The sequence below is a fragment of the Lacipirellula sp. genome, assembly GCF_965279485.1.
Taxonomy (GTDB): Bacteria; Planctomycetota; Planctomycetia; order Pirellulales; family Lacipirellulaceae; genus Lacipirellula.
On the sequence record NZ_CBDIIC010000002.1, the window covers coordinates 2,070,812 to 2,097,151 of the forward strand.

The following is a 26,340-nucleotide window of genomic DNA, read 5'->3' on the forward strand; positions in this document are numbered from 1 at the left end:
ACCAACAGCATCCTGCCGGAGAGGGATGCCAAGCGAGTCTCCACTTCCGCACCGGTGGGAGGCCAATTGCGCACGAAAGAAACGACGTTGTAGCCGCGAAACCCAAGCCAGAATGCCCTTGACCGCCTCCGCGGCTAACCTCCCCTCGGCGCTCGTCGCGGAGTTTAGTAGCTTGGGCAGTCTATGACGCACTCAAACGCCGATCCTGAAGTTCAGTCCCGCCTCGAGTTGGCGGTCTCCGCCGCCCGCGCTGCCGGCGCCATCACGCTCAACTGGTTCCGCCAGTCGACGCTCGACGTCGAACGCAAAGGCGACGGCTCGCCCGTCACTGCGGCCGACCGCGCGTCGGAGACGCTCCTTCGCGAGCAAATCTCAGTGCGGTTCCCCGACGATGCGATCCTCGGCGAAGAGTTCGGCGAGAAGCCAGGCACCTCGCCGTACCGTTGGGTGCTCGATCCGATCGACGGGACGAAGAGTTTTATTGCCGGCGTGCCGCTCTACACGACGCTGGTCGCGGTGATGAAGGACGATCAGCCTCTCATTGGCGTCATCTATTCGCCCGCCACCGATGAAATCGTCTACGCCGCGACGGGCGGGCAAACGTGGTTTGCGATCGGCGATAGCGCCCCGGTCGAGGCCCGCGTCTCGTCGACTGAGCGGTTGGCCGAAGCGACGTTTGTCACCACCGAAGTCGGCAAGTACAGCCGCCTCGGCAAGCAGAGCGTTCGCGACGTTTACAATCATCTCGAAAAGTCGTGCCGCCTGTCGCGCACCTGGGGCGATGCGTACGGATTCCTCCTCGTCGCCACCGGCCGGGCCGACGTGATGGTCGACCTGTTCATCAGCCTGTGGGATGCCGCGGCGCTCAAGCCGGTGATCGACGGCGCCGGCGGGCACTATTCCGATTGGCGCGGCGAACCTTCGGTGCACACCGGAAATGCGGTGGCGACGAATCGGCACTTGGCCGGCACGGTGCTGGGGCTGACGCGCGAAGCGTAAGGCTAGATGAGCGCGGGGTGCCACTGGCATCCTGCCAGTGCTGAAGTGGGTACTCGCTCGGCGCCTCTCACTGGCAAGATGCCAGTGGCACACATGTTTGTTTGCCCACCGGCGCTCACATGCCGGTGATGATTCTTTCGGGCTGGTCCCACCCGACGCCGGTCGACTTCACGTAGTTGAGGTAGTGAAACACGCCCGGCGCGACGATCAGCAGGCTGTCGAACCGGTCGAGCAGTCCGCCATGGCCAGGGATGAGCGTCGACATATCTTTCACGCCCAAGTCGCGTTTGATCGACGAGATCACTAGGTCGCCGCATTGACCGAGGATGCTGATCATCAGCCCGAGCATCACGAGGTGGGGCCAGTAATTCACCGTCGTGCCGCGGAAGACCCATGCTCCCAGCAGCGCCGCAAGCAGCGTTGTCAGCAGCACCGCTCCCAAGGCGCCGGCGATTGTTTTGTTGGGGCTCGTGTTCGGCAACAGCTTGCGACGGCCGAACTTCTTGCCGCACAGGTACGCGAAGACGTCGTTTAGCTCGGTGCAGATCAGCAGCCAGAGCAAGATCGGCCGGAAGAGCGGATCGTTCGCAATGTAGGCCAAGTGGCCGAGGCTGATGCCGAAGAGGGCGAACCCCACGATCGCGACCGCCGTGCGGCGGATGTATCCCTGCGGATTGTCGGGAAGCAAGCTGCCGACGACGACAAGCCCGATGCCAAACGCCCACGACGCGGTGAACAGCCCCATCCAGTGATCGACGAGGGCGAAGTAAGTCACCAGGATCCCGAGGACGACCGACGCACACTCGATGCGAGACTCGTCGAGTTGCGTCGCGCGGGCGAATTCGCGGAAGCAGAACAGGCTCAATAGCAGAAAGAAGCAGTACACCCACGCGGCGCCGAGCAAGATCGGCACGACCATCGCCGCGGCGAGGATGTACCACGACCGCGTCCGCGCGATGAGTTCGCGATAGGTGTCGTCGCTGAGTCGTCTCTGCCGCTTGCGGACGCGAATCATAATCGACGCGGCAATCAAACCGATGACGATCACGGCCACCATCGCGACGGTGGCGGGGTGATCGAAGGCATGCGTGGGATCGAACAGGCGGTCAGTAACGCTCATGCGGAACCAGTTTTGAGGAAGGTCGCAGCCCGGACGAGACGACGCACCGCCGTCGCGAGGCAGCCAATGATGACGAGGCCAAGTGCGATGCGAACTTCGCTCCATGGCAACCGCCACGCGAGCGGGGAGAACGCCAACCATGCGCCAAGCACCGTGACGATCGCCATCCGCTGCGGTTTGGCCATCGGCCCGCAGAAATCGTTGGGGGCGCCAAGCGAGCGGGCCATCGCCCGCACATAGGCAACGAACACCGCCAACAGCGCCGCCAAGTAGCCGAGGGCCGGGTCGCCGCCTGCGGCGTAGCCGAGCCCGATAAAAATCGCGGCGTCGGAAACGCGATCCGGAACCTCGTTGTACAACTCGCCGGTCCGCGAAGCGATCTGCCGCCCCACCGCGACCATTCCGTCGAACAGATTGCAGAGCAATCGCACCTGACACAGCAGCGCGCCGAAGAACCACAGCACTCGCGCCGTTCCCTCGCCGGTGTGACTCGTCGCGGCAAACGCCACGCCCGCCGCCGACGCGGCGACCATGCCGAATACCGAGATCCCGTTCGGCGAAGCGCCGATCTTGATGAGCCACGCGGCGATGCGGCCCGCCCAGCGGGTGTCGCGGCTGGCAATCGGCCGCCGCTCGGTCGGTTCGTACGGCGTTTCGCTCATCAAGACTTCCATCCCAACAAGAACATGCCAGCAATCAACACGAGCATTCCCAACACGTTGACGGGCGAAATAGTCGCCCCCTCGAACCGCCACGCAATGAGCGCCGCCCAGATGAACGTCGATGCGTAGATGGGGTACAGCACCAGCAGCGAGCCCCCTTGCTTGAACGCCGCGACGAACAACACCATCACGGCGATGTAACACGCCACGCCGCCGGCGAGTTTCGCGTTGAGCAAATAGCTCAGCCACCCGCTATTCGCCGCGGCGGCGCCGCTCTTGTACAGAAACTGCCCCACGGCGCCGAGGAACGCGGCGACGATGAAGCAAATGATGCTGGTCAGGGGAGTCGCGGCAGGCACAGGCGGAAATCCAAGTTGCGGGGCCGGCTCATCATCGGCCGGAGCGAGTTTCGCGGATAACGCGGTCGCCATTCTGAACTTGACTGAACCACTTGGGAAGTGGATTTTTAACGGCAGCCTAACGAATACTTCGAGAACAGCGAACCGACGAGCGATGGGCTACAATTGAGGGGACGTTGCGTTGCCTGCTGCCAGCGATTGAGACCTCTGCCAAATGTGGCCGAACGCCGACGAAACTGAACAGCTGCTCCACGGCGCCCGCGAGGGCGACCGTGCCGCCGTCGACCGCTTGATGGAGCGGCATCGGCAGTCGCTCGAGAGGATGGTGCGCGGCCGGCTCAATCGGGGGCTGGCCCGCCGCGTCGACGCGAGCGACGTCGTGCAAGACGCACTGCTCACTGCGAGTCGGCGGTTGGCGGACTATGTTCACGATCCGAAGCTGCCGTTCCATGCGTGGCTGCGACAGATCGCCCGCGATCGGCTCGCCGACGTCTATCGCCGGCAGCTGGCCGATAAGCGGAGCGTCGCCAACGAGCAATCGGTCGGCGGCGAAGGGACGAGCATGCTCCCGCCGGCGGCGCTGGTGCGCGACGCTGAGTTAACGCCGGCCGCGGCGATGCTCCACCGCGAGTTTGCCGAGCGGTTCAACGCCGCGGTCGAAACGCTCGCCGAGGCCGATCGCGAGATCATCTTCATGCGACATGCCGAGCAACTCACAAACAGCGAAGCGGCGGAACTGCTCGGCCTGAGCCAACCCGCGGCGGCGATGCGTTACTTGCGAGCGCTGCGGCAGTTGAAGACGATTCTTGGCGACACGCCTTCGCAGTGGTAGGAAGCGATCGCCGCATGGGCTTACTGCCAAACAAACCGGATCACACGGCCGACGATCGCGACGAGCGACTGGCCGAGTTAGTGGAATCGTTGCTCGCAGCTGCGCGAGCTGGTCAGGCGGTTGATCTCGACGCCGTCGCCGTTGCACACCCCGACCTTGCCGACGAGTTGCGCGAGTTGTGGGGCGTCGCGGCACTGGCCGAGGAGTTTCAAAGCGAGTCGGATGCTACCGCGCACTGGGCGAGCGCGCAGAACGCCGCAACAGGAAAGCCTTGGCCGACGCGGACCGGCATCCCGCTCGACGGCGACTTCGGCAATTACGAACTGCTCGAAGAGCTCGGTCGCGGCGGCATGGGAGTCGTCTACCGCGCGCGGCAGCGGAGTCTCGACCGCATCGTGGCGCTGAAGATCGTGCTCCGCGGCGCCACGGCGAGTCTGGCCGACCTCGCCCGTTTCCGCGGCGAGGCCGAGACGGCGGCCCGCCTCAATCATCCGAGCATCGTGCCGGTGTACGAAGTCGGCCAGCATGGCGACTTGCCCTACTTCACGATGCGGTACGTCGCCGGCGAGACGCTCGCCCAACGCGTCGCCACCGGACCGCTGCCGCCGCGCGAAGCGGCCCGGTTACTCGCGCCGATCGCCCGCGCGATCGCGGCCGCTCACCAGCAAGGCGTGTTGCATCGCGATCTCAAACCGTCGAACGTCCTCATCGACGAACAAGCGGAGGCTTACGTCAGCGATTTCGGTTTGGCGAAACGACTGACGCCAGCGAGCGACGACGGCGATCGGCCGCACGACGCTCAGCTTACGCAAACGGGCGCCATCCTCGGCACGCCGGGCTACATGAGTCCCGAGCAAGCGGCCGGCAGTCGCGGTTCGATCGGCCCGGCGTCGGACGTCTACAGCCTCGGCGCCATTCTCTACGCGACGCTCACCGGCCGGCCGCCGTTCCAGGGGGCGACGCCGGTCGACACGGTGCTGCTCGTGCTCGAACAAGATCCCGTGGCGCCGCAGCTGCTCAACCCGCGGGTTGATCGCGATCTCGAAATGATCGCGATGAAGTGTTTGCAGAAACCGGTCGAGTTGCGGTACGCCTCAGCCGGTGAGTTGGCTGACGATCTCGACGCTTATCTCGCGAATGAGCCGATCGCCGCGCGGTCGGGCCGCTTCTCCGGCATCATCACCCGTGCGTTTCGCGAAACGCATCACGTGAGCATCCTCGAGAATTGGGGACTGCTATGGATGCTGCACGCGGCGGTGCTGCTCGTGCTCTGCATGATCACCAACGGATTTCAGCTCGCCGGTGTCACGTCGCGGTGGCCTTACATCGCGCTGTGGACGCTTGGCCTCGGCAGTTGGGCGTCGATCTTTTGGAACCTCCGCCATCGCAGCGGTCCGATCACGTTCGTCGAACGGCAGATTGCCCACGTGTGGGCCGGCAGCATGATCATCGATGCGTCGATGTACGTCATCGAGTGGCAACTCGGCCTGCAAGTGCTCACGCTCTCGCCGGTGCTCGGCCCGGTAAGCGGCGCCGTGTTTCTCATGAAGGCGGCAATGCTCTCCGGCAAGTTCTACGTGCATGCCGCGGTGCTGTGCCTCACCGGCCTGGCGATGGCGTGGCTGCAAGTGCAGACGGTGATGCCTAACCTCGGGCTGACGCTGTTCGGCGTGGTGTCGGGGATTTGCTTTGCGCTGCCGGGATGGAAGTACTGGCGACAGGTGCGGCGGCGAGAGGTCTGAGTGTGGCATGTCGTCGCGAAGCGTCGGCATGTTGCACCACGATAGAATTGGCAAAGCGTGAAGGGGTCGGGGGCCTTTTGCCACTAGCGACTCTCCACTTCATGCAATCCCGCCAGTGGCAAAAGGCCCCCGACCCCATTCAAGCATCCACCCCAATCCGCGCCACCGCCTCCTCTTCGCGCCACGCGCTTACTTCCGACAGCCCCTGCACCGCCGCCGCAATCTGTACCACCAGCTCCTCCGCTCGCGCCGCCGGCGCTCCGCTGAACTTCGCCAAGTGAATCATCGTCACCAGTTCGCGCACCCAGGCGAGCGTGCCGATCAGATCGGCATGCAGCTGCTTCCGTAGCTCGGCCAACTGCCGCAGATTCTCGCGGCGGACTTCCTCGCTGTGCCGTGCGGCGCCAATTTCCGCGGCAGCCGCGGCGAGCGGATCGACATGCATCGCGGTCTCGCCGAGCAGTCGATCAAGCTGCCGGATCCGCTCCGCTTGCGAACGCCACGCCGATCGCAGTTCGACCAGCCGCCGCTCTTCGCAGTTGAGCACATCCTCGGCCCAACCATCGAGCCCCTGCAGCGCGGCGTCGAGTTCGGCCTCGACTTGCGCAATCGCCGCGGCCAACGCATCGCACTCAACCAGCCCACCGTTCTCTTCCTGCGGCGTGGCGCCCAGCGCTTCTTCTTCACTGCTACCCTGCCCTGCCGACAGCAGCATCGGCAAGTAAAACGGCCAGAAGAGGCACGCCGCACCAAGTCGCATGGCGAGTGCGACGCTGAACGATTCGCGAGCGTTCCCGCCGTCGTCGTCCTCCGGCTTACCTTGCTGGAGGTAGCTCGCCACCGCAACGACAACGCCGAACACCAAATAGAAAATCATCGTTTCAAGGAGTAACATGGCCTGCCGCCTCCCGCATCGCGCGGAGTTCTTCTTCAATGTCGATGTCGAATGTTTCGTCGCAATCACCGACGCCAAGCAGTTCTAACAGCGCTTCGGTCTCGGCCTCAGATTGCTCGACCTTCGCGCAGATTCTCTGGAACGCATTGATCGCGTCGCCGCCACTCGCCTCGGTCGGCAGCGCCGCGACGAACTTCCGCCGCGCGACGGCCGCCCGGTTGCGGGCCGAGATCTCGGCCAATCTCCGCCGCGCTTCGGCCAACTTGAGTCGCATCGCGGCGACCTGGCTTCGCAACCGTTCGCTCAACTCTTCGGCAGAAGTCGTCTGCTGAGTCAGCGCGTCGGCAAGTTGCGTGTGCTCGATCTTCCGCCGCAATTCGCGTCGGGCTGCCGCTTCGTCGCCGCGCGCGAGGGCGAGCTCCGCCGTGCGCACCCGCTGCGCGATCGCCTGATGTTGATCGTTGAGCTGTCGAGCGAGCAACTTCTGATGGGCAATCGCTCGCGCGGCGCCATCCATCAACTGCCCGAGCGCCGTTTCCATATCGCGGACCGCTTGCCGCAACAGCTTTTCAGGGTCTTCGCACTGATCGATCAGATCGTTGAGGTTCGCCGAGAGCAGGTTGCTCATTCGTTTGAGTAGTCCCATAGATTGCATCCTTTATGATTGTTTGAGTTTCTCGTTCGGATAATTCTTCGTGAAGCGGCTACGGGCCGTCAGCTATCGGCTGTCGGCTCTCAGCCAGGCAAAGACGAATACCGACGCTTCTTACATCTCTGGCCGACGGCCGACAGCCAATAGCTGACAGCCCCTTTACTCACGCCCGCGACAGCGTTTCCCAAATCGTGTAAATCATCACCGGCACCACCGCCGTGTAGCAGGCCGACCACGACAGCACGAGCCGTCGCAAGAAGCATTCGCGGCGAGCCCGACGGTCCGCGGCCATCGTGTCGCACAGCGGGGCGAAACCTTGGTACAGCGCCACCGTTCCCCACAGCCCGGCGATGAACGGCAGAACGAGCCCCAGCCACATCGTCGCCGCGAGGGCCAGTTCGCCGCCGCCGAAGATGACGATCCCCATCGCGAAGGCGACGTAGATCGGCAAGATGCCGACGAGCGCCACCGCCGCCACCGCCTTCGACTTCACCGTGTGCAGCACGACTTCCAGCATCGTCATCCGCACGCCGGCGAGCAGGCAGTAGAAGTAAAGACTCGGCAAGCAGACCGCACTCGCGGCGATTAACCCGAAGGCGTACGCCGTCACAAGCGCCGCCGCTTCGCCGTTGATCCAGGGGCCGAGCTTGCCCCAGGTCGATTCGATCGGCGCGAACTGCAAGAGCGTCGACCGCGGCGAATCGAGCCACGTCGGTAGCGCCGTGAGGCTGGGCCAGCGATCCGTCGCCGTGAAAACGAGCGACATCGCGAGCCCGTACAGCACGAACCCGGCAAGCGAGATCGCCAGCAGCCGCGGCAACATCACCGGCGTCGCCGCCGGCACGCGGAGGGCTTGGTAGAGCCGCCGCCGATCCTTCAGCACGAGTTCAATCAACGTAAGCAGCGTTAGCTCGCGCGGCTCGATCGGCCGTGGCGGCGCCGGCGGTTCGACGACTTCGACCGCACAGAACTCGTTCCCGGTCAGTCCCGCCCCTCCCGCCGCCGGGGTTCGCAATGTGGAGTCACGACCCCGACGACGGGCGTCCAGAAGTTGTTCGGTGGTTTGCATTTTGGAATGCCTTTATTTTGGTTTCACGCGAACTGAAGTTGTCAGTGGGCAGTGGATAAACCTTCTGCCCTTCCCTTTCGCCTTCGCTAGAACTCAAACAATCCGAAGAAGAAAAACAGCTCTCCGCCGATCGCTCCGACCAGCAGCAGCCACCACACCGGCGTCACATGCTGCGGTTCGAGCCGTGCCATCACGCGGCGAAAGACGTCGATCATCGCCACGCCGACGCCCGTGAAGACGACAAGGTTCACCGCCAGCACGAATCCCGCGTGCGGGATCGTCGCCGTGAAGAACCAGTTGATCGGGATCGACGCGATCATTGCGAGCCCGCCCCAACTAACGGTCACGAGCGCCGCCAGCAACGTGCTGCTTGCCGAGAGTCGCGAGCCCGAAAGGCTGTTGAGGATGTAGAGGGCCGGCAGCGGAATCGCCCACGCGAGCCCCGCCGAGAGGGTGCAAATGAACGCCTTAAAAAAGATGTCGCCGGCGCCGCCGAGCAGCCCCATCGTCATCCCATAGGTGAGCGTCCCGGCGATCGCCGTCGTGAGCAGCGCGGCCCACACCGGCCAGCGATAGTCGCTCCGCCCTTCGTTCCAAACGACGGCAAATTCTTCCGGATCGCGCAGAGCGAGCCCGACGTGAGCGATTCCGGTTTGGAGATGTCCGCGAAACATGGCTTGGTTTCCTGAGTGGCTGGTTCATGCCCATGCAGGAAACCGCGACATGCGGCGAAGATTAACAGCTGGCGAGAAATCTTTTTGAGGGCTGCTAGCCGGCACGTCCTAGTTCGCGCCCGGAAGATCGTTCGATCACTACGACGCCCCCAGCTCTCTGTCATATTTCGCGTTTTCGCTCCGGTTCATCTACAATCCGAGAATCTCCCGGAACAGAGATGCAAGGCACCGTTCACGCGTTATGATCCCCATTCTTCCCGCAATTCCGCCAGTTCGCCCGCGCGTCGTCTACGACGGCGAAGAACGTCCACTAGACGACGTGATCGGCGAATTGTTGGCCGACGGTTTTCGCGGCGTCGTGGAACTCGCCGGCGAGCTGGGCAGCGGCAAAGCGACGGCACTGTCGTGTCTAGCGGCGCGATTCGCCGACAAACCAGAACTCCACCTGGTCGATATGGCGTCGCCCGAAGAACTCGGGGCGCTCCCCAGTCACTTGCTCTGCGTCGTCGCTTCGATGATGAACGTGAAGCGTCCCGCGCTGCGACTGCCGATGGCGCTGTGGCGGGCCGACCAGATCATCGAATTTCTACTGGAGGCGCATCCCGCCGCGTGTCGTTCGGTGATGGCGCGGCTCGGCCCGGCGGCCAACCGCGGTTGGTCTCCCTACATGGCGACGATCTTGATCAATCGCTTGCTTGCGGACCAGGAGGCTCGCGATCCGCAAACGGAGTTTTATCGCCACGTCTGCGAGCGTCTAGATGCCGAGCAACTCACGGCGGCTCGTGAGTTGTGCCTCACGCTGATGCTGCCTGGCCAGCCGCGCCAAGCCCTCGACGCCCTGCGCGCTTGGAGCGACAGCCGCGTCCCGGATCACGTCCATCTGAGTATGCTGTCGCACGATTTGTTGAAACCACGACTCGCAGCCGATGCGGTGGTCGCCGCCATTTGCTCCGACCCGTGCGTCTTGCCCGACAACTTGCCGTACGCATTGGTACAGGAATCCAGCCTGCGTTGTCGCCAGGCTCCCGGCGCCATCGACGCCTTGCGCCGTGCGATCGGCGACCCACGGCAGCGTTCGTCACAGTCAACTATTGCGAGTTTGCTCGCCGCGGCTGATGCCACTTGGGCGCCCTCGCCAGCCACCGACCTTCGACATCACTTCCCGCGCGCTCAATTCCGCGGCGTGCAGTGGCCGCGCATCGACTTGCGACAGGCAGACCTAGTGCGCGCCAACTTCTCCGACGCCAACTTGCAATCTGCTCGCTTCACTAGCGCCGACATTCGCCAGGCGAATTTCTACGGAGTGAATTTGCAAGCGGCCGATTTGATGAAAACCGACGGCCAAGGCGCGGTCTTCACGGCGGCCAATCTTTCGCAAGCCAATCTTACCGACGGCAAGTTCATGGACGCCGAGTTCGCCGCCGCGAACCTCAGCGAATCTCAGTTGACACGCGCCAACTTCTGCGGCGCCCACCTGATCGCGGCGAACTTCTCCGGCGCCGACCTCTCCTCGGCCATCGTCACGCAGGCGAAACTCGACGAAGCCGATTTCACCGCGGCCAATTTGCGGAACGCGAATCTTTACGGTGCCGACCTGCGTTCCGCGACGCTGCACCACGCGATCATGGAGCAAGCTCGACTCTCCACCGCGAATCTCGATGACGTTGCCATGCCGGAGGCGAACTTCCGCGGGGCCGACCTGCGGCACGCGAGCCTCACCGGCTCGCAGATGCGCAGCGGCAACTTCTACGCCGCCAACCTCGGCGGCGCCGCACTCGCCGAAATCGACTGGGAGGGCGCCGATCTTCGCGGCGTCAATCTGGAGGGCGCCACGTTCCACATGGGCTCGTCTCGCAGCGGGTTGGTCAACAGCCCCATCGCGTTGCAGGGGAGCATGACAGGTTTCTACAACGACGATTTTGAAGACCGCAGCTACAAACGCCCCGAAGAAATTCGTAAGGCGAACCTGCGCAATGCCGACTTACGCGGAGCCAAGCTCGGCAACGTCAACCTCTACCTCGTCGATCTGCGCGGCGCGAACCTCGATCTCCACCAGCGACAGCACGCGCGAAATTGCGGCGCGATCCTCGAAGACGTCGCGGCGGCCTAAGCGACTCGCCTCCGCTATTCTTTCCCTCGCGCACCCGCCAACTGCGGGTCATCCAAATCAAGCCGGTACAACATCTGGTTGTACTCGTACCGCGGCGTCGGTTGCGGGCGGTCGGCGAAGAGCGTGGTGTACGTTCCTTCGAACAGCAGCACCGGCGACTCCGCGTCGGTCAGTTCCGCATGCAGTCGCGGGTTGTAGAACGTGTAGTTGTCGTGCGACAGCACCTTCACCGCGGGGCCCCAGGGACCGGTCGGGGCGTCGGCCTCGGCGTACCACACTTCGCCGAAGGCGGAGGGCTTGCCGAATCGTTCCATGAAGACGGTCACCCAGCGGCCGCGATATTCGTTCCACGCGATCGAACCGGTGTGGGGCGTCACTTCGGCGCCGTCGATCGACTTGATCGAGCGTTGCGGTTCGAGTCGCTCCCACTGCGCGGCGTCTTTCCAACCGGCAAACGTCGCCGGGCAGCGGAAGTTTGGCAGCGGATTGCCAAAGAGCAGCCATTCTTTTCCCGCGTCGTCGCGCCAGAACGTGGGATGCCCGTCGGGCATCAGCGGCCGCTTGGGGGTTGCGTCGCTCTTCGTCCACACTTTGCGGAGCGGGTCAAACCGCTCCGCATCATCGTTCCAAACGCAAACGCCCGCTTCATACGCATCGAGCGGTGGCTTGATCTTTTGATAGGTTGCCACTAGTTTCGACGGCCGGTCGCCATCAGGCAAACTGACATACCCGCCGATCCACGTCGGCCCGTCGCCCGGAAAATCGGCGACGCCGCGCGGCACGCCTTTTTCGTTGCGGAAGTAATCGTACTCCAGCGCGATCGGCGGCTCGAACCGCTTCAGCGGTCTGAGCGAAGTGGTCGCACTCGTGCTATCAAACACCCCAAGTGGATAGAAGGGCAAATCGGTGTCGCCCCACAGCCAGAACCGCCGGCCGCGATGGTTGGCGACTTGCACCGTATCGCAGCCGAAGACGCCCGACTCGTTCCATTCGCGGCGTTCGCCGAGCTTCTGGCTTTCAGCAAAGATGCCGCCGCCGGTGAGTCTGCCGAGTCGCTTGGCGATGATCGACCGCTCGACTTCGATGCGAATCGTCTCGCCAGGTTTGGGCGTGACGCGAACGCCGCGCGAGCCGAACCCGTCGGGCCGTACGCCGTAGCCGTGCCCCGCGATGCCGAACCAAATTTCACGGCTAAGCAGATCGGGCTGATCGACCGCGATCAGCCCGGCGTTGTCCGTCACCAGCACGATGTCGTTGGTCGTCCGCAATTCGACGAGCGGCACGGGCCAGCCATTTTCCTTGTCGACGACTTCGATGCGACATGGCGCCGCTGCGCTGGCGACTTCGGCGACCAACATCGCGCACACCGCTGCCGTCCAAAGTATCGGCCCGCTTCGTCTCTCCGTCGCTTGCATTCGCACGAATACGCCCCTAGTGGCTGCCGGCTGTTTTTTTCGACACGCGGCTATTGTAACGCCGTCCTCGATCGCGTTCGGCATGCCAGCAAGTTCTCTCCTCCCACGAGAAAACGCTGTTTCCCGGCCTACCTGACAACCATTCTCCTTGTCCACTTAGCCAGCCAGCGGTGATTCTGATAGACTGCACGACGCCGTGGCGGGTGATTTCGAACAACTGCCCGGCCCGCGCGACGAATCCTGAGGCGGCCCTCATCCCTCGTCGCGTCCCCAGTTCGCGCTGCGTACGACGCGCAGCATCGTCGCGCATGAGATGCGCAGACCAACCTACCAGCGCCAGTCCGCGTGCCGTCGTCGACTCGAACCACGATTGCGTGGCGAGGCACGCCTTGATTGTCACCATTCGGAGGAGGCTTTTCATGTTGTTCACCATTTGCCGCTTGAACCGTTCGCTCTCCCGCCGCCTGCTCTGTGCGGCGGCGGTCGCCGCCAGCGCGATCGCCCCGCTGGCTGCAGGCGCCGCTGAAGTCGCCTACTGGCGTCATGAGGAAGGGGTCGCCGGCCAGCGCGTCCCCGACGGCCCAAACACGGTCCTAGACGCTTCGGGCAACGGCAACCACATGCAAACCTTCTCGTCGGCCGCGGCGCCCTTCACGGCGGCGACCTACACGACCGACGTGTCGCCGCTCGCCCTCCGCAGCGGCGCCCCCAATCTGCTGTCGCTCGACTTCGGCCCCAATCCCTCGCAAGGGACTGATGACGGCGGCGGCCAAAACGACGACAACTACACGGCCGGCGCGCCGGTCCAGAACCAATTTTTCAGCAATGTCACCTATGAGCTCGCGTTCAACATGAACGCCGTCGGCGGCTACCAAGCTCTCTTCGGCAGAGATGGCAAGCCGCTCGATAGCCCCGTCCCGCCGCTAAAGTTCCTCGTCCGCGGCGACGACTTTCCCGGCGGCGTGCTAAATCAACTCTTCGTCGAATGGATCGACGGCAACGGCGTCATCCACAACCTCGCGACGCACGAAACGGTCGTGGCGGGCGAATGGAATCATGTCGCTTTCACGCTCAATGCGACTGACGCTCAACTCTGGGTCGCCGGCGAAACAGGGAACTATGTTCTCAAAGATTCGATCACCGGCGGCAGTTTCGCCAATGGTCTCGGCGAGGTCATTGTTTTCGGCAACACCTCGTACACGGTTGGCCGCGGCATGTTTGACAACAACGTCACCGACTGGGCCAACGCGAAGATCGACGAGGTTCGCATCAGCGACGCCGTGCTGACGCCTGATCAGTTTCTCTTCGTCCCCGCTCCGGCGGCCGACGCCGACTTCGACGGCAATGGCATCGTCGACGGCGCCGACTTCCTCATTTGGCAGCGCGGCTTCGGCCCGGCGGGCACGCCGACCACCGGCGACGCAAACGGCAACGGCACGGTCGACGCGGCCGACCTGGCGATTTGGAAAACGCAGTTCGGCGGCGCGCCGAGCGTCAGCGCCGTCCCCGAACCGGCGACGCTGGCCCTCGGCGTCCTCGGCATTGGCGTGATGGCCCTCGCCGCCCGCCGCCGCGCATAGTCCCCCTCCCTCGAAGGGAGGGGCAAGGGGGAGGGATTCATCGCAACGTGATGCTTCCCACCCGCTATCGCCTCACTAGCCTACGGCCAACCGCACCGCCGCTCCCGCCGATCGTTTGTCCGCGCGGGAGCGGCGGTCTATCGTAAGGGAATCATGATCGTCCCTGCCCGTTGCGCCGCCGCACTCCCCTCCGCCTGCCGTTCGTTGCGATTCGAATCGCTCGAAACGCGGCAAGTCCTCTCGGGCTCCGGACTCACCGCGCAATACTTCCACAACGAGAACCTCACCGGCTTCGCCTTCGAGCGCGTCGAGCAGCCAAACTTCGTCTGGGGGACGACTCCGCCGGCGCCGGGCGTCGAAGCTACGGCGTTCAGCGCCCGTTGGTTTGGGCGAGTCGAGGCGATCAATACCGAAACTTATACGTTCCACACGCTCAGCGACGACGGCGTCCGCGTGTGGGTCGACGGCCAACTGCTAATCGACGACTGGAACGTCCAAGGCTCGCGGCTTGAGTCTGGCGCCATCGCGCTGCAAGCCGGACAGCAGTACGACATTCAGGTCGAGTATTTCAACGTCGCCGGCAACTCCACCTTCCGGCTGCAATGGTCGACGCCTAGCCAGGCGCGGCAGAACATTCCGACGTCGCAACTCTACGCGAGCCCGTCGGGACTGCTCGGCGTCTACGCCGACTCATCCGGGAACGTGATCGAGCGCGTCGATCAAACGATCGACTTCAATTGGGGAACCGGGACGCCAGTCGCCGCCATCCCGGCCGATGGGTTTGGAGTCACTTGGACTGGCTTCATTCGGCCCGACTTCAGCGACGCCTATCAGTTTCGCGTCACGAGCGACGAGCGCGTACGGCTCTGGATCGGCAACGAACTGCTGATCGACAACTGGACGCCCCACACTGTCGCCGTCGATCTCGGCGCCAAGCAACTCGAAGCCGGCAAGTGGTACGAGATCCGCATCGAGTACGGCGACGTGACCGGACAAGCGGAGATCGAACTGGCGTGGCAAAGCGACCGGCAAACGAACGGTGCGTTTGAAGTGTTGCCCGCTGATCACCTGAGCGCCGCCAAGCCCTCGCAACTTACGGCGACCAATCCGCTCGGCCCCGGCCAAGATCCGTTCGTCATCCAGTGGGAAGGGCAATACTTGCATGTCCGCTCAGCCGGCAACGGCGTCTGGATCGATCGGGCTGAGCATCTCGAAGATATCCATCCGAGCGACCCGGCCAGCGTCAGCAAGAAGGTGTGGACGGCCCCCGCCGGCACAAACTACTCCGGCCAAATCTGGGCGCCCGAGCTCCATCAAATCAACGGCAAGTGGTACATCTACGTCACCGCTTCCGACGGGATCGACAACGCCACGCATCGGATGCACGTCCTCGAACGCGGCGCCGCCGATCCATTCGGGACGTTTGTCTACAAAGGGCAACTCGCGGCGACGACCGACCGCTTCGCCATCGACGGTACCGTGCTGCAGTGGGCCGACAAGCTCTACTTCATCTGGTCGGGTTGGCCCGGCACGGTCGACGGGCAGCAAAATCTCTACATCGCCGAGATGTCAAACGCCTGGACGATCAGCGGCGAGCGCGCGGTGCTCTCCGTGCCGACCTACAACTGGGAGCGGTACGGCATGCCCATCAACGAGGGCCCGCAAGTTCTCGTCCACGAGGGGAAGCTCCACATCATCTACTCCGGCAGCGGCTACTGGCGGGACGAGTACGCGCTCGGCCGGATCACCTACAACGGCATCGGGCCGATCATGAGCGCCAGCTCGTGGGTCAAGTCGCCGACGCCCGTCTTCAAACAAGCCGGTGACATCGTCGGCACCGGGCATGCCTCGTTCGTGAAGTCGCCCGATGGAACCGAGGACTGGATCGTCTACCACGCTCACCACGATCCGAACAACTGGCAAGACGACCGCGACATTCTCATTCAGCAGTTCACCTTCAACGCCGACGGCACGCCGAACTTCGGCACGCCGATTCCGAAGACGACGCCGGTCGTGGTTCCTTCAGGGTACGTTGATCCTGAACGGCCGTTCGTCGCCGGAGACTTTGACGCGAGCGGCGCGACTAACGCCGCCGATCTTGCGGTCTTCAAAGGTTCGTTCGGTCAGACGATCACGCCCGGCATCTCGGCCGACGCGGATGGCAACGGCCTCGTCGATGGCGCCGACTTTTTGTACTGGCAGCGGAACTACGGGGCCCAAGCACAAGTCCCAGCGGCGGCGACCGCTTCAGCGGTCCCGGCAAGCAGCGCAGCAATAGTCGCAGCCCCGGAAGCGCAGACCTCCGCTCCACCAAGCCCAACGCCGCGCACCGCCCAACTTTCCAGTGCAGAACTCATCGACTTAGCATTCGCCGCCAACGCCTACGGCCCAGCATTGACGCTGCGAACGCTTGAGAGCAAAGATTTAACGCCGCCTGCGAACTTCAAAGAGTTCATTTGGCAGCAAAACGACGCGGCTACTCGCGCTCCGCACTCCATCGAGCCAAACGCCACCGGCGACAAACGACGCCTGCATGGTATCAACGCGCCAGTTTCGTTAGAGCAGAACGCCGAAACGTCAGATGCCTCGCCAGAAGCCGCCGATTCGTTTCACTTCCCCGACTTATGGTCGGCCAGCGAATCGTAAATCGGCGGTTCGCGCAACACCGTCGCCGCGAGCATCGCTCCGAAGCAGGCCGAGAGCATCGGCAGCAATAGCGTGAAGTTACCGGTCATCTCGATCACCAGCACGATGCCAGTGAGCGGCGCTCGCACCACCGCGGTGAAGAACGACGCCATGCCGACGACGCCGGCCGAGGCGGGGTGCGATTCGATCGTCGGGAACCAACCGCCGACAATCATCCCGTAGATGACGCCGATCTGGGTGCCGACGGCGAGCATCGGCGCGAACAATCCGCCCGGCGTGCGGGCCGCGTACGACACGGGCCCCAGCACAAACCGCACGGCCAGCATCCCGAAGAGCAGCCCGACCGGGAACGTCGTCGTGAGCGTTTGCTCGGTGAGGGCTTCGCCGCCGCCGACCCAATTGGGGGCGAACCACGCTAGCGCGCCGACCGACGCGCCAATCGCCGCCGCTTGCAGTTCGACAGGAATCCGCGTCAGCTTCGCGCCGAAGGTTAGCGATCCCAAAATCGCGCGGCAATAAGCGACGCCCGCGATGCCGGTGATCAGCCCCAGTCCCAGGAAGAAAAAAATCGCCCCGGTGCCAGGGTAGCGCGGGTCGTGCAGCGTGAAGTCAGGCCCCTGCCCTAAAATAAGCCGGCTCACGGCAATCGCACTCGCGGAAGCGCCGAGCGTCGCAATCGACGACCGCGTTTCAAATCGCCGTAGAAGTTCCTCGATGACGAACACGGCGCCGGCAATCGGTGCGTTGAACGCCGTCGCCAATCCGGCCCCCGCGCCGGCCGCGAGCAGCGTCAAGCAATCGTCGACGTTGCGACGCCCAATCCGCCCGATGAAGTGGGCGATGCTCGCCCCCATTTGCACCGTTGGCCCTTCGCGGCCGAGCGCGAGCCCCGCGCCGATCGCGAGCACGCCTCCAAAGAACTTCACCGGAATCAATCGCAGCGGTGCCTGCGGCTTCCGCTTGTTGAGCACCGCCTCCACATGAGGGATGCCGCTGCCGGAGGCTTCAGGAGAAAACCGCCGCACAAGCCACGCTGCCAACCCCGTCGCGACCGCCCCTGCGGCGATAAGCACCGCGAGCCCCAACCACTCCTCAGCCTGCGCCCAATCGGCGAGCGCGTTCCGCTGGCGGTCGGCCCATTCGAGCGAGCGGCGGAACAGGGCGCCCATCAATCCCGAGGCGCTCCCCACGACCAGCGACAACGCGGCCAGCGGCGCGAGCCCCGCGGTCGCGGCGCTGGATTCAGTCGAGTCGGCAGTTTTCAGTGGCGGCGGCAACAGAGTGTCCTATGGCGATGCGAGAAGATAGCAAATCGTCGCCGCCCCGGTTACCCGAGTTGTGCCGCTCCGCCCCGTTCTGCCGCCGGGGGAGCGCAGGCGAAGGCTCGCCGATCGCGGTCTCCCGCCAATTGGCGCTAACGGCACGCCGGTTGCGGAACCTCCGTCCGGGAAAGCGGCAACGGAGCAGAACAATGGATTTGGCCGAACTGTTTAAGCGAACTGAGCGAATTCTCGCTGCCAACGAGCAGTTACGGCTGAAGCTGAAGCAAACGCTTTCACAGGCCCAGCGATCGCTCAACCAACACCCTGACCCCCAGACGGCCGCGCGAATTCCTGACGACTGGGGAAAAAAACCGAACCACACAGCGTCTGACATCCCGCACCTCGCCATCGACGACGCGCCTCCGCCCAACTGACGTCGAGGCGGCCCGGCACGGAGGTTGGGCCTCCTCGGCGACCTTTCTCGGACACATCCGCTTTTATTGTCTAAGCTACCGCAAGTTTTTCGTTGAACTGTTTGACATTACGCAGCCAATTGCCGGCTACCAGCTATATTTCTCGATCGCTCCCGCGAACTCTCTCTCCACCACTCCAACGCTCTTCGGAGGATATTCCATGAATGCTTTCCGCTCCGCTGCCTGCGGGTTGCTCGTCACCGCCGTCGCCACCAGCACGCTGGTCGCTCAGGAAACGAACGAACGCCGCGAGAAAATCCGCCGCGCCGTCGGGGCTGCGGCCGAAGTCGCCGAAGGCCTCATCGAGCAAAACGCCAACACGGCCGTGCCTGCGGTGGATGGCCGCGTGATTATCTTGAAGCGCGTCGAGAAGAAAGACGAAGCCCTCGCCGCCGAGCCGCAAGAAATCAACGCCGGCGGGTTGGTGATCGTCGAAGTCCCCGACACGCAAAGCCACCCGACCGAAGTCGCCGAGCCGACCGTCACGCCGGCCGAGGCAGCGCAATCGTTCGGCAAGGTCCGCGGCATTCGCACGAATAACGCCGGCCAGCCGATGATGGGCGGCGGCTACACCTGGTTCCTATTCAAGACGCTCGCCCCCGGCAAGGCGGCGATCAACGTGAAGTACACCCCAAACGGCGGCGGCGATCCGGTCGATCAGACGTATCAGGTGAACGTCGTCGCGAAGTGACTTCGCCGCTGCTACCCCAGCGGGAAGCATGACAGTAGCCCAGCATTACGAGTGCTGGGTGGCATGGTCGTACAAGTAACGAAGCCCTGGAGGAGCGATTGAGAGTGCGAGCTTCAGTCGCCCTTCCGGGGCTCATTTTTTTATTGCCGCATCTGTCCCAGCACTGAAAGTGCTGGGCTATTATCGAAATGCCCCTCTGGAACACCGAGGCGAGAACAGATTTCTCTCATCACTCCTCGTAGTGCGAGACGTCATTCCACAACTGAATGACCGGCTCGCTCACATTGTGCTCGTATCCGAGCGCACTCAAGCTCGCCGTCGCGAGGGTGAACAGCTCCGCATTCTGCGGCGGCAGCCCGATCCACCGCGCCCCCAACATTCGCGTGAAGTGCCCGCTCGAAAATAGCAGCACGTTGCCGCCTGCCGCGCGGGCTCGCTCGAGCACGCGATCCGCGCGAGCGGCGACTTGCTCCGGCGATTCTCCTCCAGGGCAACCGTCGCGATAGATCCGCCAGCCCGGTTGCCGCGCGACAATTTCGGCGTTCTTGAGCCCCTCGTACTCGCCGTAGTCCCACTCGACGAGATCGCGATCAACCGTCGCGACGCCGCCGAAGCCCGCCAGTTCGCAGGTCCGCGACGCCCGCGCGAGCGGGCTCGTCCACACCGCGGCGAACTCCAGCTTCTGCAGCCGCGCGCCCAACCGTTCGGCGTCGTACTCCCCCTCCGGCAACAGCGGAATGTCGGTCAGCCCCGTATGCTGCCCCGACTTGCTCCACGCCGTTTGCCCGTGACGAGCGAGGTAAATAATCGGCAACTTCGCACTCATGCTTTTCCTTCCAGCAGTATCGTCACTCGCGCTTCATGCCATCTCTGCTAACGACATCGGTGAATGTCTCACGCAAAGGCGCGAAGGCGCAAAGAAAGTAGCAAGCAATTCTATTAATTCCTTTGCGCCTTCGCGCCTTTGCGTGAGACTATTTCTTCCGTTGCCTCAAAAAGCCGTCGTTTCCACCGTTTGGCCGCTTTTTGAGCCCCCTTTGACGAGTCGCAATTCGTAACCTAGCCTTTCCGGTCGAAGCGGACGCAACGGTTCCTTCGTCATTGGCCGCACAACCTACGCGTGCCGACGCACGCCCAATTCACTTTCGTCACCCGAATCGCGAGAAGAACTATGGACAGCCCCGTCACCCCCGTCCCCGGCCCGTTCCGCACTATCATTGCCGCTGAAGTCGAAACGCTTCGCCATCATTGGAAGTGGTTCCTCGCCCTCGGCATCGGCATGGTCGTCCTCGGCACGATCTCGCTCGGCTGCGCGGTGTTCACCACCGAGGTGGCTGTCGTCGCCTTCGGCTTTTTGATGCTCGCCGGCGGTATTGCCGAAATCATCAGCGCCTTCTGGGCCGGCAAGTGGAGCGGCACGCTGATCCACTTGTTGATCGGCATCCTCTACACGGTTGTCGGCATCATGATCGTCGACGCGCCGATGCAAAGCGCGGTGCAACTGACGCTGCTCTTGGCCTTCTTCCTGGTCTTCAGCGGCATCCTCCGTATCGTGTTCGCCCTCAGCGAACAATTCACCGGTTGGGGTTGGGTATTACTCAACGGCGCCGTTACGCTAATGCTCGGTATGTTGATCTACAGAGGATGGCCGAGCTCTGCCTTTTGGGTTATCGGCCTGTTCATTGGCATCGAGTTGATCTTCAACGGCTGGGCATGGGTGATGCTGTCGCTGGCCCTGAAGCCGCGTGAAGTGAAGTAAGCGGATAACTTCGCTTACGATTGAAAGTCGAACGGCCGGCAGCGCTAAGTGCGCTGCCGGCCGTTTTTCGTTTGCTGGTTGTCTTCTAGCCCCGGGCTCCGCCCGGGGGTCGGCGTCCACTCCGGTACGCGTTGCCCCACGGTGCGGTGAACAACCCCCGGGCGGAGCCCGGGGCTATAGAATGCAGGGCTCAGTCGCTCAAGAAGCCCGCCGCCCCACGCGATCATGCTCCAGCGCCCGCTTCAGCGCTTCACGTTCCCGATTGATTTCCTCCGCGGTCCGCACGCCAAGCCGCCGCATTACCGGCAGCGGCGGGCACCAGCCCTGAATCGCGTGCTGCAGTAGGAACGCCGCAATCACCGCCGGCACCGCGAAGAACCGCTTATTGACGAACGCTCCTAGCGCCGAACCGACCAAGATGGCCGTCGAAGCGTTCGCCTCGAGCAACCGCTCGATGTCCCATTCGCGATCTAGCTCGACCAACCTTTCGCGAATCGCCGCGGGCCCCGCCGTCATCGTCCGGGCGATGCTAGCGTCCGTTTGCCGCCGAATCTGCTCGTTCACATGGGCTGCCGTCTGCTGCGGCACGCGGTCTACGGTGGAGGGGATCATGACGTCGCTCCTGTGAAAGAGAGTGGGGTGAGCCACTCTCACGAGGAGCAACAGATGTGCCAATTGAGGGTTCAGGGTTCAGAAAGAACCAACACACCGCGTTGCCGGTGCTCTCCCCATTCCCCATTCGTCATTCGTCATTTCCCAGCCTCCCGCTCCTCCGCCTCCTGCCGCTCGATCGTCTCCCGCAGCCGCGCCCCAAACGTTTCGTCCAGCGGCGTCGTCTCCATCCACGGGTCAACGCGGAACGCCCGCCGGGCTTGCTCGAACGTGAGGTCAGTGTCGATGTACCCCAGGTTGAACGCCGTGCGATCAGAGAGCCCGGTGAGTAGCACCTGCAAATCGTGCGGCAGCGAATGCCCGCCGAGCCGCCGCAGGTGCATGAGGATCCGCGTCATGCAGTTGTTCCAGATGAGGTTGTAGAACTCCGGATGCTCTTCAAGCTGATGGGCGCCCTCCATCATCGACTTGAAAATCGCCTGCATCCGTTCAGGCGTCGCCCGCGCCGGGTAAAAGAAGACCGGCGTTTTCCAAATCTTGCCGCGGAGCCCCACGATGTCGCGCTCGTCGCCGACGACGTACATCAGTTGCAGTTGCCGAAACATCGAGGGAATCAGCTGATACGGCTGCCCCAACCGCCGCCGCCCCTCGACCGAGACGGCGACCGTCTGCCCATCGGAGAAACCGAAACAGACGAACACATGGGCCACCGCATCGAGCCCCGGCATCGGCGCCACGACGTAATACATCGAGTTCAGCTTCGAGAGATCGTACGTCCGATCGTAAAATCCGGGCGTGAAATCGGTCCGCGACCGCCAGGTAAAATTCCGCACGTTCTGCACATGAATCTTGTCGCCGTCGATCTCGACGATTGGATGCCGCGCCTGCTCGGGCGACCACTCGACGTTCGTATCGGGCGTGACGAAGCCGAAGTAGTAGATTGCAATGGCCGCCGCCGCAACGAGTGCTGTGCTAGTCAGCCGTTTCTCCGGCCAACTCTTACGAAACCACTGCCACAGCCGCAACGGCTCGCGCCGCGCGAACCAGAAGAGCGCGACCACCGCCACAGCCAGCGCGCCCGTGAACCATTTTGATCCCGGCCCCGTGAAGTAAATCGCCAGCGCCGACCAAATGCCGACGAACCACCAACCGAATGCGCAGCAGAATCGGCCACACCAGCCCAACGCTCGACGGACGAAATTCATGCTCAACGCTTTCACTCGCAGAACGCATCAATGACGGCTATCATCGAAGCCGTGCAAGTGCTTATGTTAGCATCTCCGACGAAGAGCATATATTGGCGAGACGCCTGCTGATCTTTGATTGGAACTTGCATGATGATCCGCGTCCAAGCCGTCTATTTCGACGGCGTTCTGCAACTCGAAAAGCCGCTTCCTATACCGGACGGGACGCGCGTGAGCGTCGAGATTCAACTCACTCCGATTGGAACCTCTGTCCACCTTCGGAAGCCGACGTCCGCAGAACCGCATGTAACTGCCCCGCTCGCCGGAGTAATCGGCATTGGCGATTGATCGGCAGGATCCGCCACGCTCAGGAAACGCCATGCAGCTGTTCTTGCAGCAGACCTACTCGTATCGCAACAGGCACGAGCTGGCGACGGGGCTGCTTTTTGGGCTAGCAGGAGTCATTATCGTTTGCGTTGCACTTGCTATGGCGGGTGCGGCAGTAGTTGAAGCGGAGGGGACGTCCCTGCACTCGCTCCTATTTGCGCTATTTTTCATTCCAATTGGCGCCGTACTCGGATGGGCCGGCGCTCGACACATTCGTGCATGGCGTCGAGCTCTCACAATAAATGTGCAAATAGACAGTACCGGAGTAACTGTTGGAGATACGGAGGTTGAATGGGCTCAGATTCCTTGGATCGGCGGGAAACGCCTTCATCCCTTCGCACGGCATGTAAGCCTTTGCTACGGAGATCCGGAAGTAAGCCACATCGGATATCTGATACCGCTTAGCCCCGCGTTAGACCGAAGCGGCTTCCACCAACTCATGCAACAACTAGAGACTATGAAGCTTCCCGCCCTGGAAGTAGGTCGCGTAGTTGGCCCTAGCTTCAAACTCTTATCACGCTTGCCTCCAGCAAGGTGATGCTTCGCTAGTTCGGAGGCTTTGACGCTGCTCACCCCGCACGCGTCTCGTCCCCCAATCACCAGTCACCTCACTCCTTCATATCCCGCTTCAACCCCGACCGCGTCGCTTGCACCGCCAGCGGATCATCCGGCCACGCATGCTTCGGGTAGCGCCGCCGCAGCTCTTTCTTCACCTCGGGATAAGTGTTTGCCCAAAAGCTGGCGAGGTCGGCCGTCACTTGTTGCGGCCGGCGGTTGGGGCCAAGTAGGTGCAACAACACCGCGACGCGGCCGCCGCCGACGCGCGGCGTTTCGCGGACGCCAAAGAGTTCTTGAATCTTCACCGCCAACATCGGCGGCCGGCCCGGCTCGTACGTCAGCGGGTGGCGATTGCCGTTCGTGAGCTCGAACTCCCGCGGCGCCAAGCGTTCGATCTCCGCGATCCGCTCGTAGCCAACTTCCTGCTGCAACCGCGAGAGCCAGTCGGCGGTGCGAATGTCGTCGAGCGACCGCAAGCCGACGCAAACTTCCGGCAACATCGCCGCGAGCTCTTCGGCGTCGAACCGCGGCAATTCCAACTCGGGTAGCGATTCGGCCAGCCAGCGGACTCGCGCCAAAAAACTTCCCGCCGCGGAATCGGGCGACGGCAAAAACCGATCGAGCTGCGGCCTCGCTTCCCTTGCTAGAATCTCCCCTGCTGCCACGCGATCGCTGATCGCCACCGGCGTCTCCTCAAGAAGAAGATCGCTCCAGTAGGTGCGCGAGCGGGCTTCCACCTGCCCGCGCGTCGGGTTGTAAAACAGCTCGTCACGAGTTTCGAGCAACTCCTCGGGCAACCACTCTCGCTCGACGGCGGACGCCGATCGTGCCCGCGCTTCGCCGCCGGCATCGTTGAGATCAATCGCCAGCACGAGCGTCTCGCCTCGCACGCGCGAGCCGCCATCGAGCCGCACGCCGCGGCCGCCAACCATCGTCGCCCGATCTTGCGTCCCGCCCCGTAGTTTCGCCAGCCGATCAGGAAACGCTTCGAGCAACGCCTGCATCAAACTTAGTTCCGGCGTTTCGCTGCGCGGTGCGAGTTCCCTGTCGACCAGCCGATAAAGCTGCTCTGCCGAACGGAGCACATTGCGAGCGCCGCCGTGGTGAAGTTCGAGCGCTGGATCCGTGAGTCGCATCCCGCCGTGAAATGCCTGCAGCGCCGCGACGCGATCAACCACGTCCGACCGGGTTCGCACCGATTGATGATCGCGCGGCCCGCGCCGCCCTTGGTCGGCCGTACGGAAGGGATCACGCTCCGAGAGCAGCGCCGCCGCGATCGATGTTTCACGCAGCACGCCGTGATGCGCCCCGGCGAGCAGCAACCGCCCTAACCGCGGATGCGCCGGCAAGCGGGAGAGTTCCTTGCCGAGCGGCGTCACGCGATTCTCCGCATCGATCGCCCCAAGCATGTGCAACAATCGCCGCGCGTTCTCCACCGCTTCGCTCGGCGGCGGGTCGAGCCACGGAAACTCTTCGCTCTCCCCCAGCACCAACAACTGCAACAGCGGCTCCGCCAGATCGCTGCGAAGCGCCTCGGGAATGTCTGCTTCAGGGCGATGCCGATGCGACGCCTCTTCCCACAACCGCCAGCAAACGCCGGGCGCCGTTCGTCCCGCGCGCCCTGCCCGCTGCTCGGCCGAAGCTTGCGAGATCGGCGTCAGTTCCAGTCGCGGCAAACCCGTCGCCGGCGTGACGCGCAACTGCCGCACTTGGCCCGAGTCGATCACCGCCGTCACGCCCGGAATGGTGAGCGACGTTTCGGCAACGTTCGTCGAGAGGATAATCTTCCGTTGCCCCGTGTCGAGCAGCGCCCGATCCTGCTCCTCCGGCGGCAAATCGCCGAACAATTTTAGTAGTGCAAAGCCTTGCCGCTCGGCCAGCGACGCGAGCGTCGCCTCGCACCGCATGATCTCGCCCACGCCTGGGAGAAACACCAGCAGATGGCCGTCGGTGTCGCGCAGCGCCTCGGGCACGGTCGCCGCGACGAGATCGGGGAGTTCACGCTGCTCACCGCGGCGTTGGTAGCGAACGCTCACCGGGAACCGCCGCCCCTCGGCATGCACGATCGGGCAATCGCCTAGCAACCGCGCCACTGGCTCGGCGGCGAGCGTCGCGCTCATCACGACGATCCGCAGATCGGGCCGCAACGTTTGCCGCACGCGCAACAGCAGCCCCAGCACGAGATCCATCTCGATCGTCCGCTCGTGGAACTCGTCGAGCACGACGGCGCCAATCCCTGCGAGCTCGATGTCATCGAGCAATCGCCGCAGCATGATGCCGGTCGTTTCGACGACGAGCCGCGTCTCGCGACTGACGCAGGCATCGAAGCGGACCAAGTAGCCAACTTCGCCGCCAACGCGCACGCCGCGCAACCGCGCGATCTGCCGGGCGACCGCCCGCGCCGCCAATCGCCGCGGCTGGATGAGCGCGACCTTCTGTCCCGCGGGCAGGTCATCGAGCACCGCCGCCGGCACGAGCATCGTCTTGCCCGAACCAGGCGGCGCCGTCACCACGACCGCCCCACCCCGCGACGCCGCGACGATCCGCGGCAACGCGCTCGCTACCGGCAACTCGGCCAGCCAGTCAACAGAAGGCGAGTTGCTCATGAAGGGACGTTTCGCGGCGGGGGAAGATTAGACGAGGGTGGATACTCTTGCAG

General features: G+C 63.5%; 23 protein-coding genes. 10 read left to right on the forward strand and 13 right to left on the reverse strand.

What is annotated here, in order from left to right:
* Positions 1 to 183: 183 nt before the first annotated feature.
* Positions 184 to 999 (forward strand): histidinol-phosphatase, encoded by an 816-nt coding sequence (gene hisN / locus ACQY7R_RS15965; protein ID WP_428306564.1) that lies wholly within the window; start codon positions 184 to 186, stop codon positions 997 to 999.
* A 115-nt stretch (positions 1,000 to 1,114) separates the two neighbouring features.
* On the opposite strand, the gene ACQY7R_RS15970 is transcribed toward hisN, so the two are convergent.
* Genes ACQY7R_RS15970 through ACQY7R_RS15980 form a run of 3 tightly spaced genes read right to left on the reverse strand, consistent with a single transcriptional unit; the run spans position 1,115 to position 3,212 of the window.
* A complete protein-coding gene (locus ACQY7R_RS15970; RefSeq protein ID WP_428306565.1) occupies positions 1,115 to 2,119 on the reverse strand; it encodes a phosphatidate cytidylyltransferase in 1,005 nt (334 codons plus the stop codon).
* Positions 2,116 to 2,781, reverse strand: coding sequence for a CDP-alcohol phosphatidyltransferase family protein (locus ACQY7R_RS15975; RefSeq protein ID WP_428306566.1), 666 nt, complete (start codon positions 2,779 to 2,781; stop codon positions 2,116 to 2,118). The genes ACQY7R_RS15970 and ACQY7R_RS15975 overlap by 4 nt, the downstream gene beginning before the upstream one ends.
* On the reverse strand, positions 2,781 to 3,212 hold the full coding sequence (locus ACQY7R_RS15980; protein ID WP_428306567.1) for a hypothetical protein: 432 nt from the start codon (positions 3,210 to 3,212) through the stop codon (positions 2,781 to 2,783). The genes ACQY7R_RS15975 and ACQY7R_RS15980 overlap by 1 nt, the downstream gene beginning before the upstream one ends.
* A 142-nt stretch (positions 3,213 to 3,354) precedes the next feature.
* On the opposite strand from ACQY7R_RS15980, the gene ACQY7R_RS15985 reads away from it, so the two are divergent.
* Both ACQY7R_RS15985 and ACQY7R_RS15990 read left to right on the forward strand, forming a co-directional pair.
* Positions 3,355 to 3,972, forward strand: a complete 618-nt coding sequence (locus tag ACQY7R_RS15985; protein ID WP_428306568.1) for an RNA polymerase sigma factor — start codon at positions 3,355 to 3,357, stop codon at positions 3,970 to 3,972.
* A 14-nt stretch (positions 3,973 to 3,986) separates the two neighbouring features.
* A complete protein-coding gene (locus ACQY7R_RS15990; RefSeq protein ID WP_428306569.1) occupies positions 3,987 to 5,714 on the forward strand; it encodes a serine/threonine-protein kinase in 1,728 nt (575 codons plus the stop codon).
* 139 nt (positions 5,715 to 5,853) lie between these two features.
* On the opposite strand, the gene ACQY7R_RS15995 is transcribed toward ACQY7R_RS15990, so the two are convergent.
* The 4 genes from ACQY7R_RS15995 to ACQY7R_RS16010 all read right to left on the reverse strand — a co-directional run bounded on the left by ACQY7R_RS15995 (position 5,854) and on the right by ACQY7R_RS16010 (position 9,004).
* Positions 5,854 to 6,609 carry a hypothetical protein gene (locus ACQY7R_RS15995; protein ID WP_428306570.1) on the reverse strand — a complete coding sequence of 252 codons (756 nt, stop codon included), beginning with the start codon at positions 6,607 to 6,609 and terminating at the stop codon, positions 5,854 to 5,856.
* Entirely contained in the window at positions 6,596 to 7,255 is a 660-nt protein-coding gene (locus ACQY7R_RS16000) for a PspA/IM30 family protein (protein WP_428306571.1), read from the reverse strand. Before ACQY7R_RS16000 ends, ACQY7R_RS15995 begins: the two co-directional genes overlap by 14 nt.
* Positions 7,256 to 7,424: 169 nt before the next feature.
* Positions 7,425 to 8,330 (reverse strand): hypothetical protein, encoded by a 906-nt coding sequence (locus ACQY7R_RS16005; protein WP_428306572.1) that lies wholly within the window; start codon positions 8,328 to 8,330, stop codon positions 7,425 to 7,427.
* Between the two features lie 86 nt (positions 8,331 to 8,416).
* Positions 8,417 to 9,004, reverse strand: a complete 588-nt coding sequence (locus ACQY7R_RS16010) for a hypothetical protein (RefSeq protein ID WP_428306573.1) — start codon at positions 9,002 to 9,004, stop codon at positions 8,417 to 8,419.
* Between the two features lie 241 nt (positions 9,005 to 9,245).
* Here ACQY7R_RS16010 and ACQY7R_RS16015 point away from each other — a divergent pair, with 241 nt between their 5' ends.
* Positions 9,246 to 11,114 carry a pentapeptide repeat-containing protein gene (locus ACQY7R_RS16015; RefSeq protein WP_428306574.1) on the forward strand — a complete coding sequence of 623 codons (1,869 nt, stop codon included), beginning with the start codon at positions 9,246 to 9,248 and terminating at the stop codon, positions 11,112 to 11,114.
* Between the two features lie 14 nt (positions 11,115 to 11,128).
* On the opposite strand, the gene ACQY7R_RS16020 is transcribed toward ACQY7R_RS16015, so the two are convergent.
* Positions 11,129 to 12,472, reverse strand: a complete 1,344-nt coding sequence (locus ACQY7R_RS16020; protein WP_428306575.1) for a hypothetical protein — start codon at positions 12,470 to 12,472, stop codon at positions 11,129 to 11,131.
* Between the two features lie 476 nt (positions 12,473 to 12,948).
* On the opposite strand from ACQY7R_RS16020, the gene ACQY7R_RS16025 reads away from it, so the two are divergent.
* Both ACQY7R_RS16025 and ACQY7R_RS16030 read left to right on the forward strand, forming a co-directional pair.
* A complete protein-coding gene (locus tag ACQY7R_RS16025) occupies positions 12,949 to 14,109 on the forward strand; it encodes a LamG-like jellyroll fold domain-containing protein (protein WP_428306576.1) in 1,161 nt (386 codons plus the stop codon).
* 153 nt (positions 14,110 to 14,262) lie between these two features.
* Positions 14,263 to 16,755 carry a PA14 domain-containing protein gene (locus ACQY7R_RS16030; RefSeq protein ID WP_428306577.1) on the forward strand — a complete coding sequence of 831 codons (2,493 nt, stop codon included), beginning with the start codon at positions 14,263 to 14,265 and terminating at the stop codon, positions 16,753 to 16,755.
* Here ACQY7R_RS16030 and clcA read toward each other — a convergent pair.
* Positions 16,719 to 18,032: a H(+)/Cl(-) exchange transporter ClcA gene (gene clcA / locus ACQY7R_RS16035; protein ID WP_428306578.1), complete on the reverse strand. Its 1,314-nt coding sequence runs from the start codon at positions 18,030 to 18,032 to the stop codon at positions 16,719 to 16,721. The genes ACQY7R_RS16030 and clcA overlap by 37 nt on opposite strands.
* Before the next feature lie 194 nt (positions 18,033 to 18,226).
* Here clcA and ACQY7R_RS16040 point away from each other — a divergent pair, with 194 nt between their 5' ends.
* Together ACQY7R_RS16040 and ACQY7R_RS16045 are read left to right on the forward strand one after the other, a co-directional pair.
* Positions 18,227 to 18,451, forward strand: a complete 225-nt coding sequence (locus tag ACQY7R_RS16040) for a hypothetical protein (RefSeq protein ID WP_428306579.1) — start codon at positions 18,227 to 18,229, stop codon at positions 18,449 to 18,451.
* A gap of 199 nt (positions 18,452 to 18,650) precedes the next feature.
* Positions 18,651 to 19,181 carry a hypothetical protein gene (locus ACQY7R_RS16045; RefSeq protein WP_428306580.1) on the forward strand — a complete coding sequence of 177 codons (531 nt, stop codon included), beginning with the start codon at positions 18,651 to 18,653 and terminating at the stop codon, positions 19,179 to 19,181.
* A gap of 229 nt (positions 19,182 to 19,410) precedes the next feature.
* Here ACQY7R_RS16045 and ACQY7R_RS16050 read toward each other — a convergent pair whose 3' ends face one another.
* Entirely contained in the window at positions 19,411 to 20,007 is a 597-nt protein-coding gene (locus tag ACQY7R_RS16050) for a histidine phosphatase family protein (RefSeq protein ID WP_428306581.1), read from the reverse strand.
* Between the two features lie 345 nt (positions 20,008 to 20,352).
* Here ACQY7R_RS16050 and ACQY7R_RS16055 point away from each other — a divergent pair, with 345 nt between their 5' ends.
* Entirely contained in the window at positions 20,353 to 20,940 is a 588-nt protein-coding gene (locus tag ACQY7R_RS16055) for an HdeD family acid-resistance protein (protein ID WP_428306582.1), read from the forward strand.
* 198 nt (positions 20,941 to 21,138) lie between these two features.
* Here the strand turns inward: ACQY7R_RS16055 and ACQY7R_RS16060 are convergent, their stop codons facing one another.
* The gene (locus ACQY7R_RS16060) at positions 21,139 to 21,552 is read right to left on the reverse strand and encodes a hypothetical protein (RefSeq protein ID WP_428306583.1); all 414 of its coding nucleotides are present in this window, start codon (positions 21,550 to 21,552) and stop codon (positions 21,139 to 21,141) included.
* Between the two features lie 137 nt (positions 21,553 to 21,689).
* Complete coding sequence (locus ACQY7R_RS16065; RefSeq protein WP_428306584.1) at positions 21,690 to 22,757, reverse strand: DUF4105 domain-containing protein; 1,068 nt, start codon at positions 22,755 to 22,757, stop codon at positions 21,690 to 21,692.
* 129 nt (positions 22,758 to 22,886) lie between these two features.
* Between ACQY7R_RS16065 and ACQY7R_RS16070 the strand changes: the two genes are divergently transcribed.
* The gene (locus tag ACQY7R_RS16070; protein ID WP_428306585.1) at positions 22,887 to 23,084 is read left to right on the forward strand and encodes a hypothetical protein; all 198 of its coding nucleotides are present in this window, start codon (positions 22,887 to 22,889) and stop codon (positions 23,082 to 23,084) included.
* A gap of 647 nt (positions 23,085 to 23,731) precedes the next feature.
* Here ACQY7R_RS16070 and hrpB read toward each other — a convergent pair.
* A complete protein-coding gene (hrpB, locus tag ACQY7R_RS16075; protein ID WP_428306586.1) occupies positions 23,732 to 26,287 on the reverse strand; it encodes an ATP-dependent helicase HrpB in 2,556 nt (851 codons plus the stop codon).
* Positions 26,288 to 26,340: the final 53 nt, after the last annotated feature.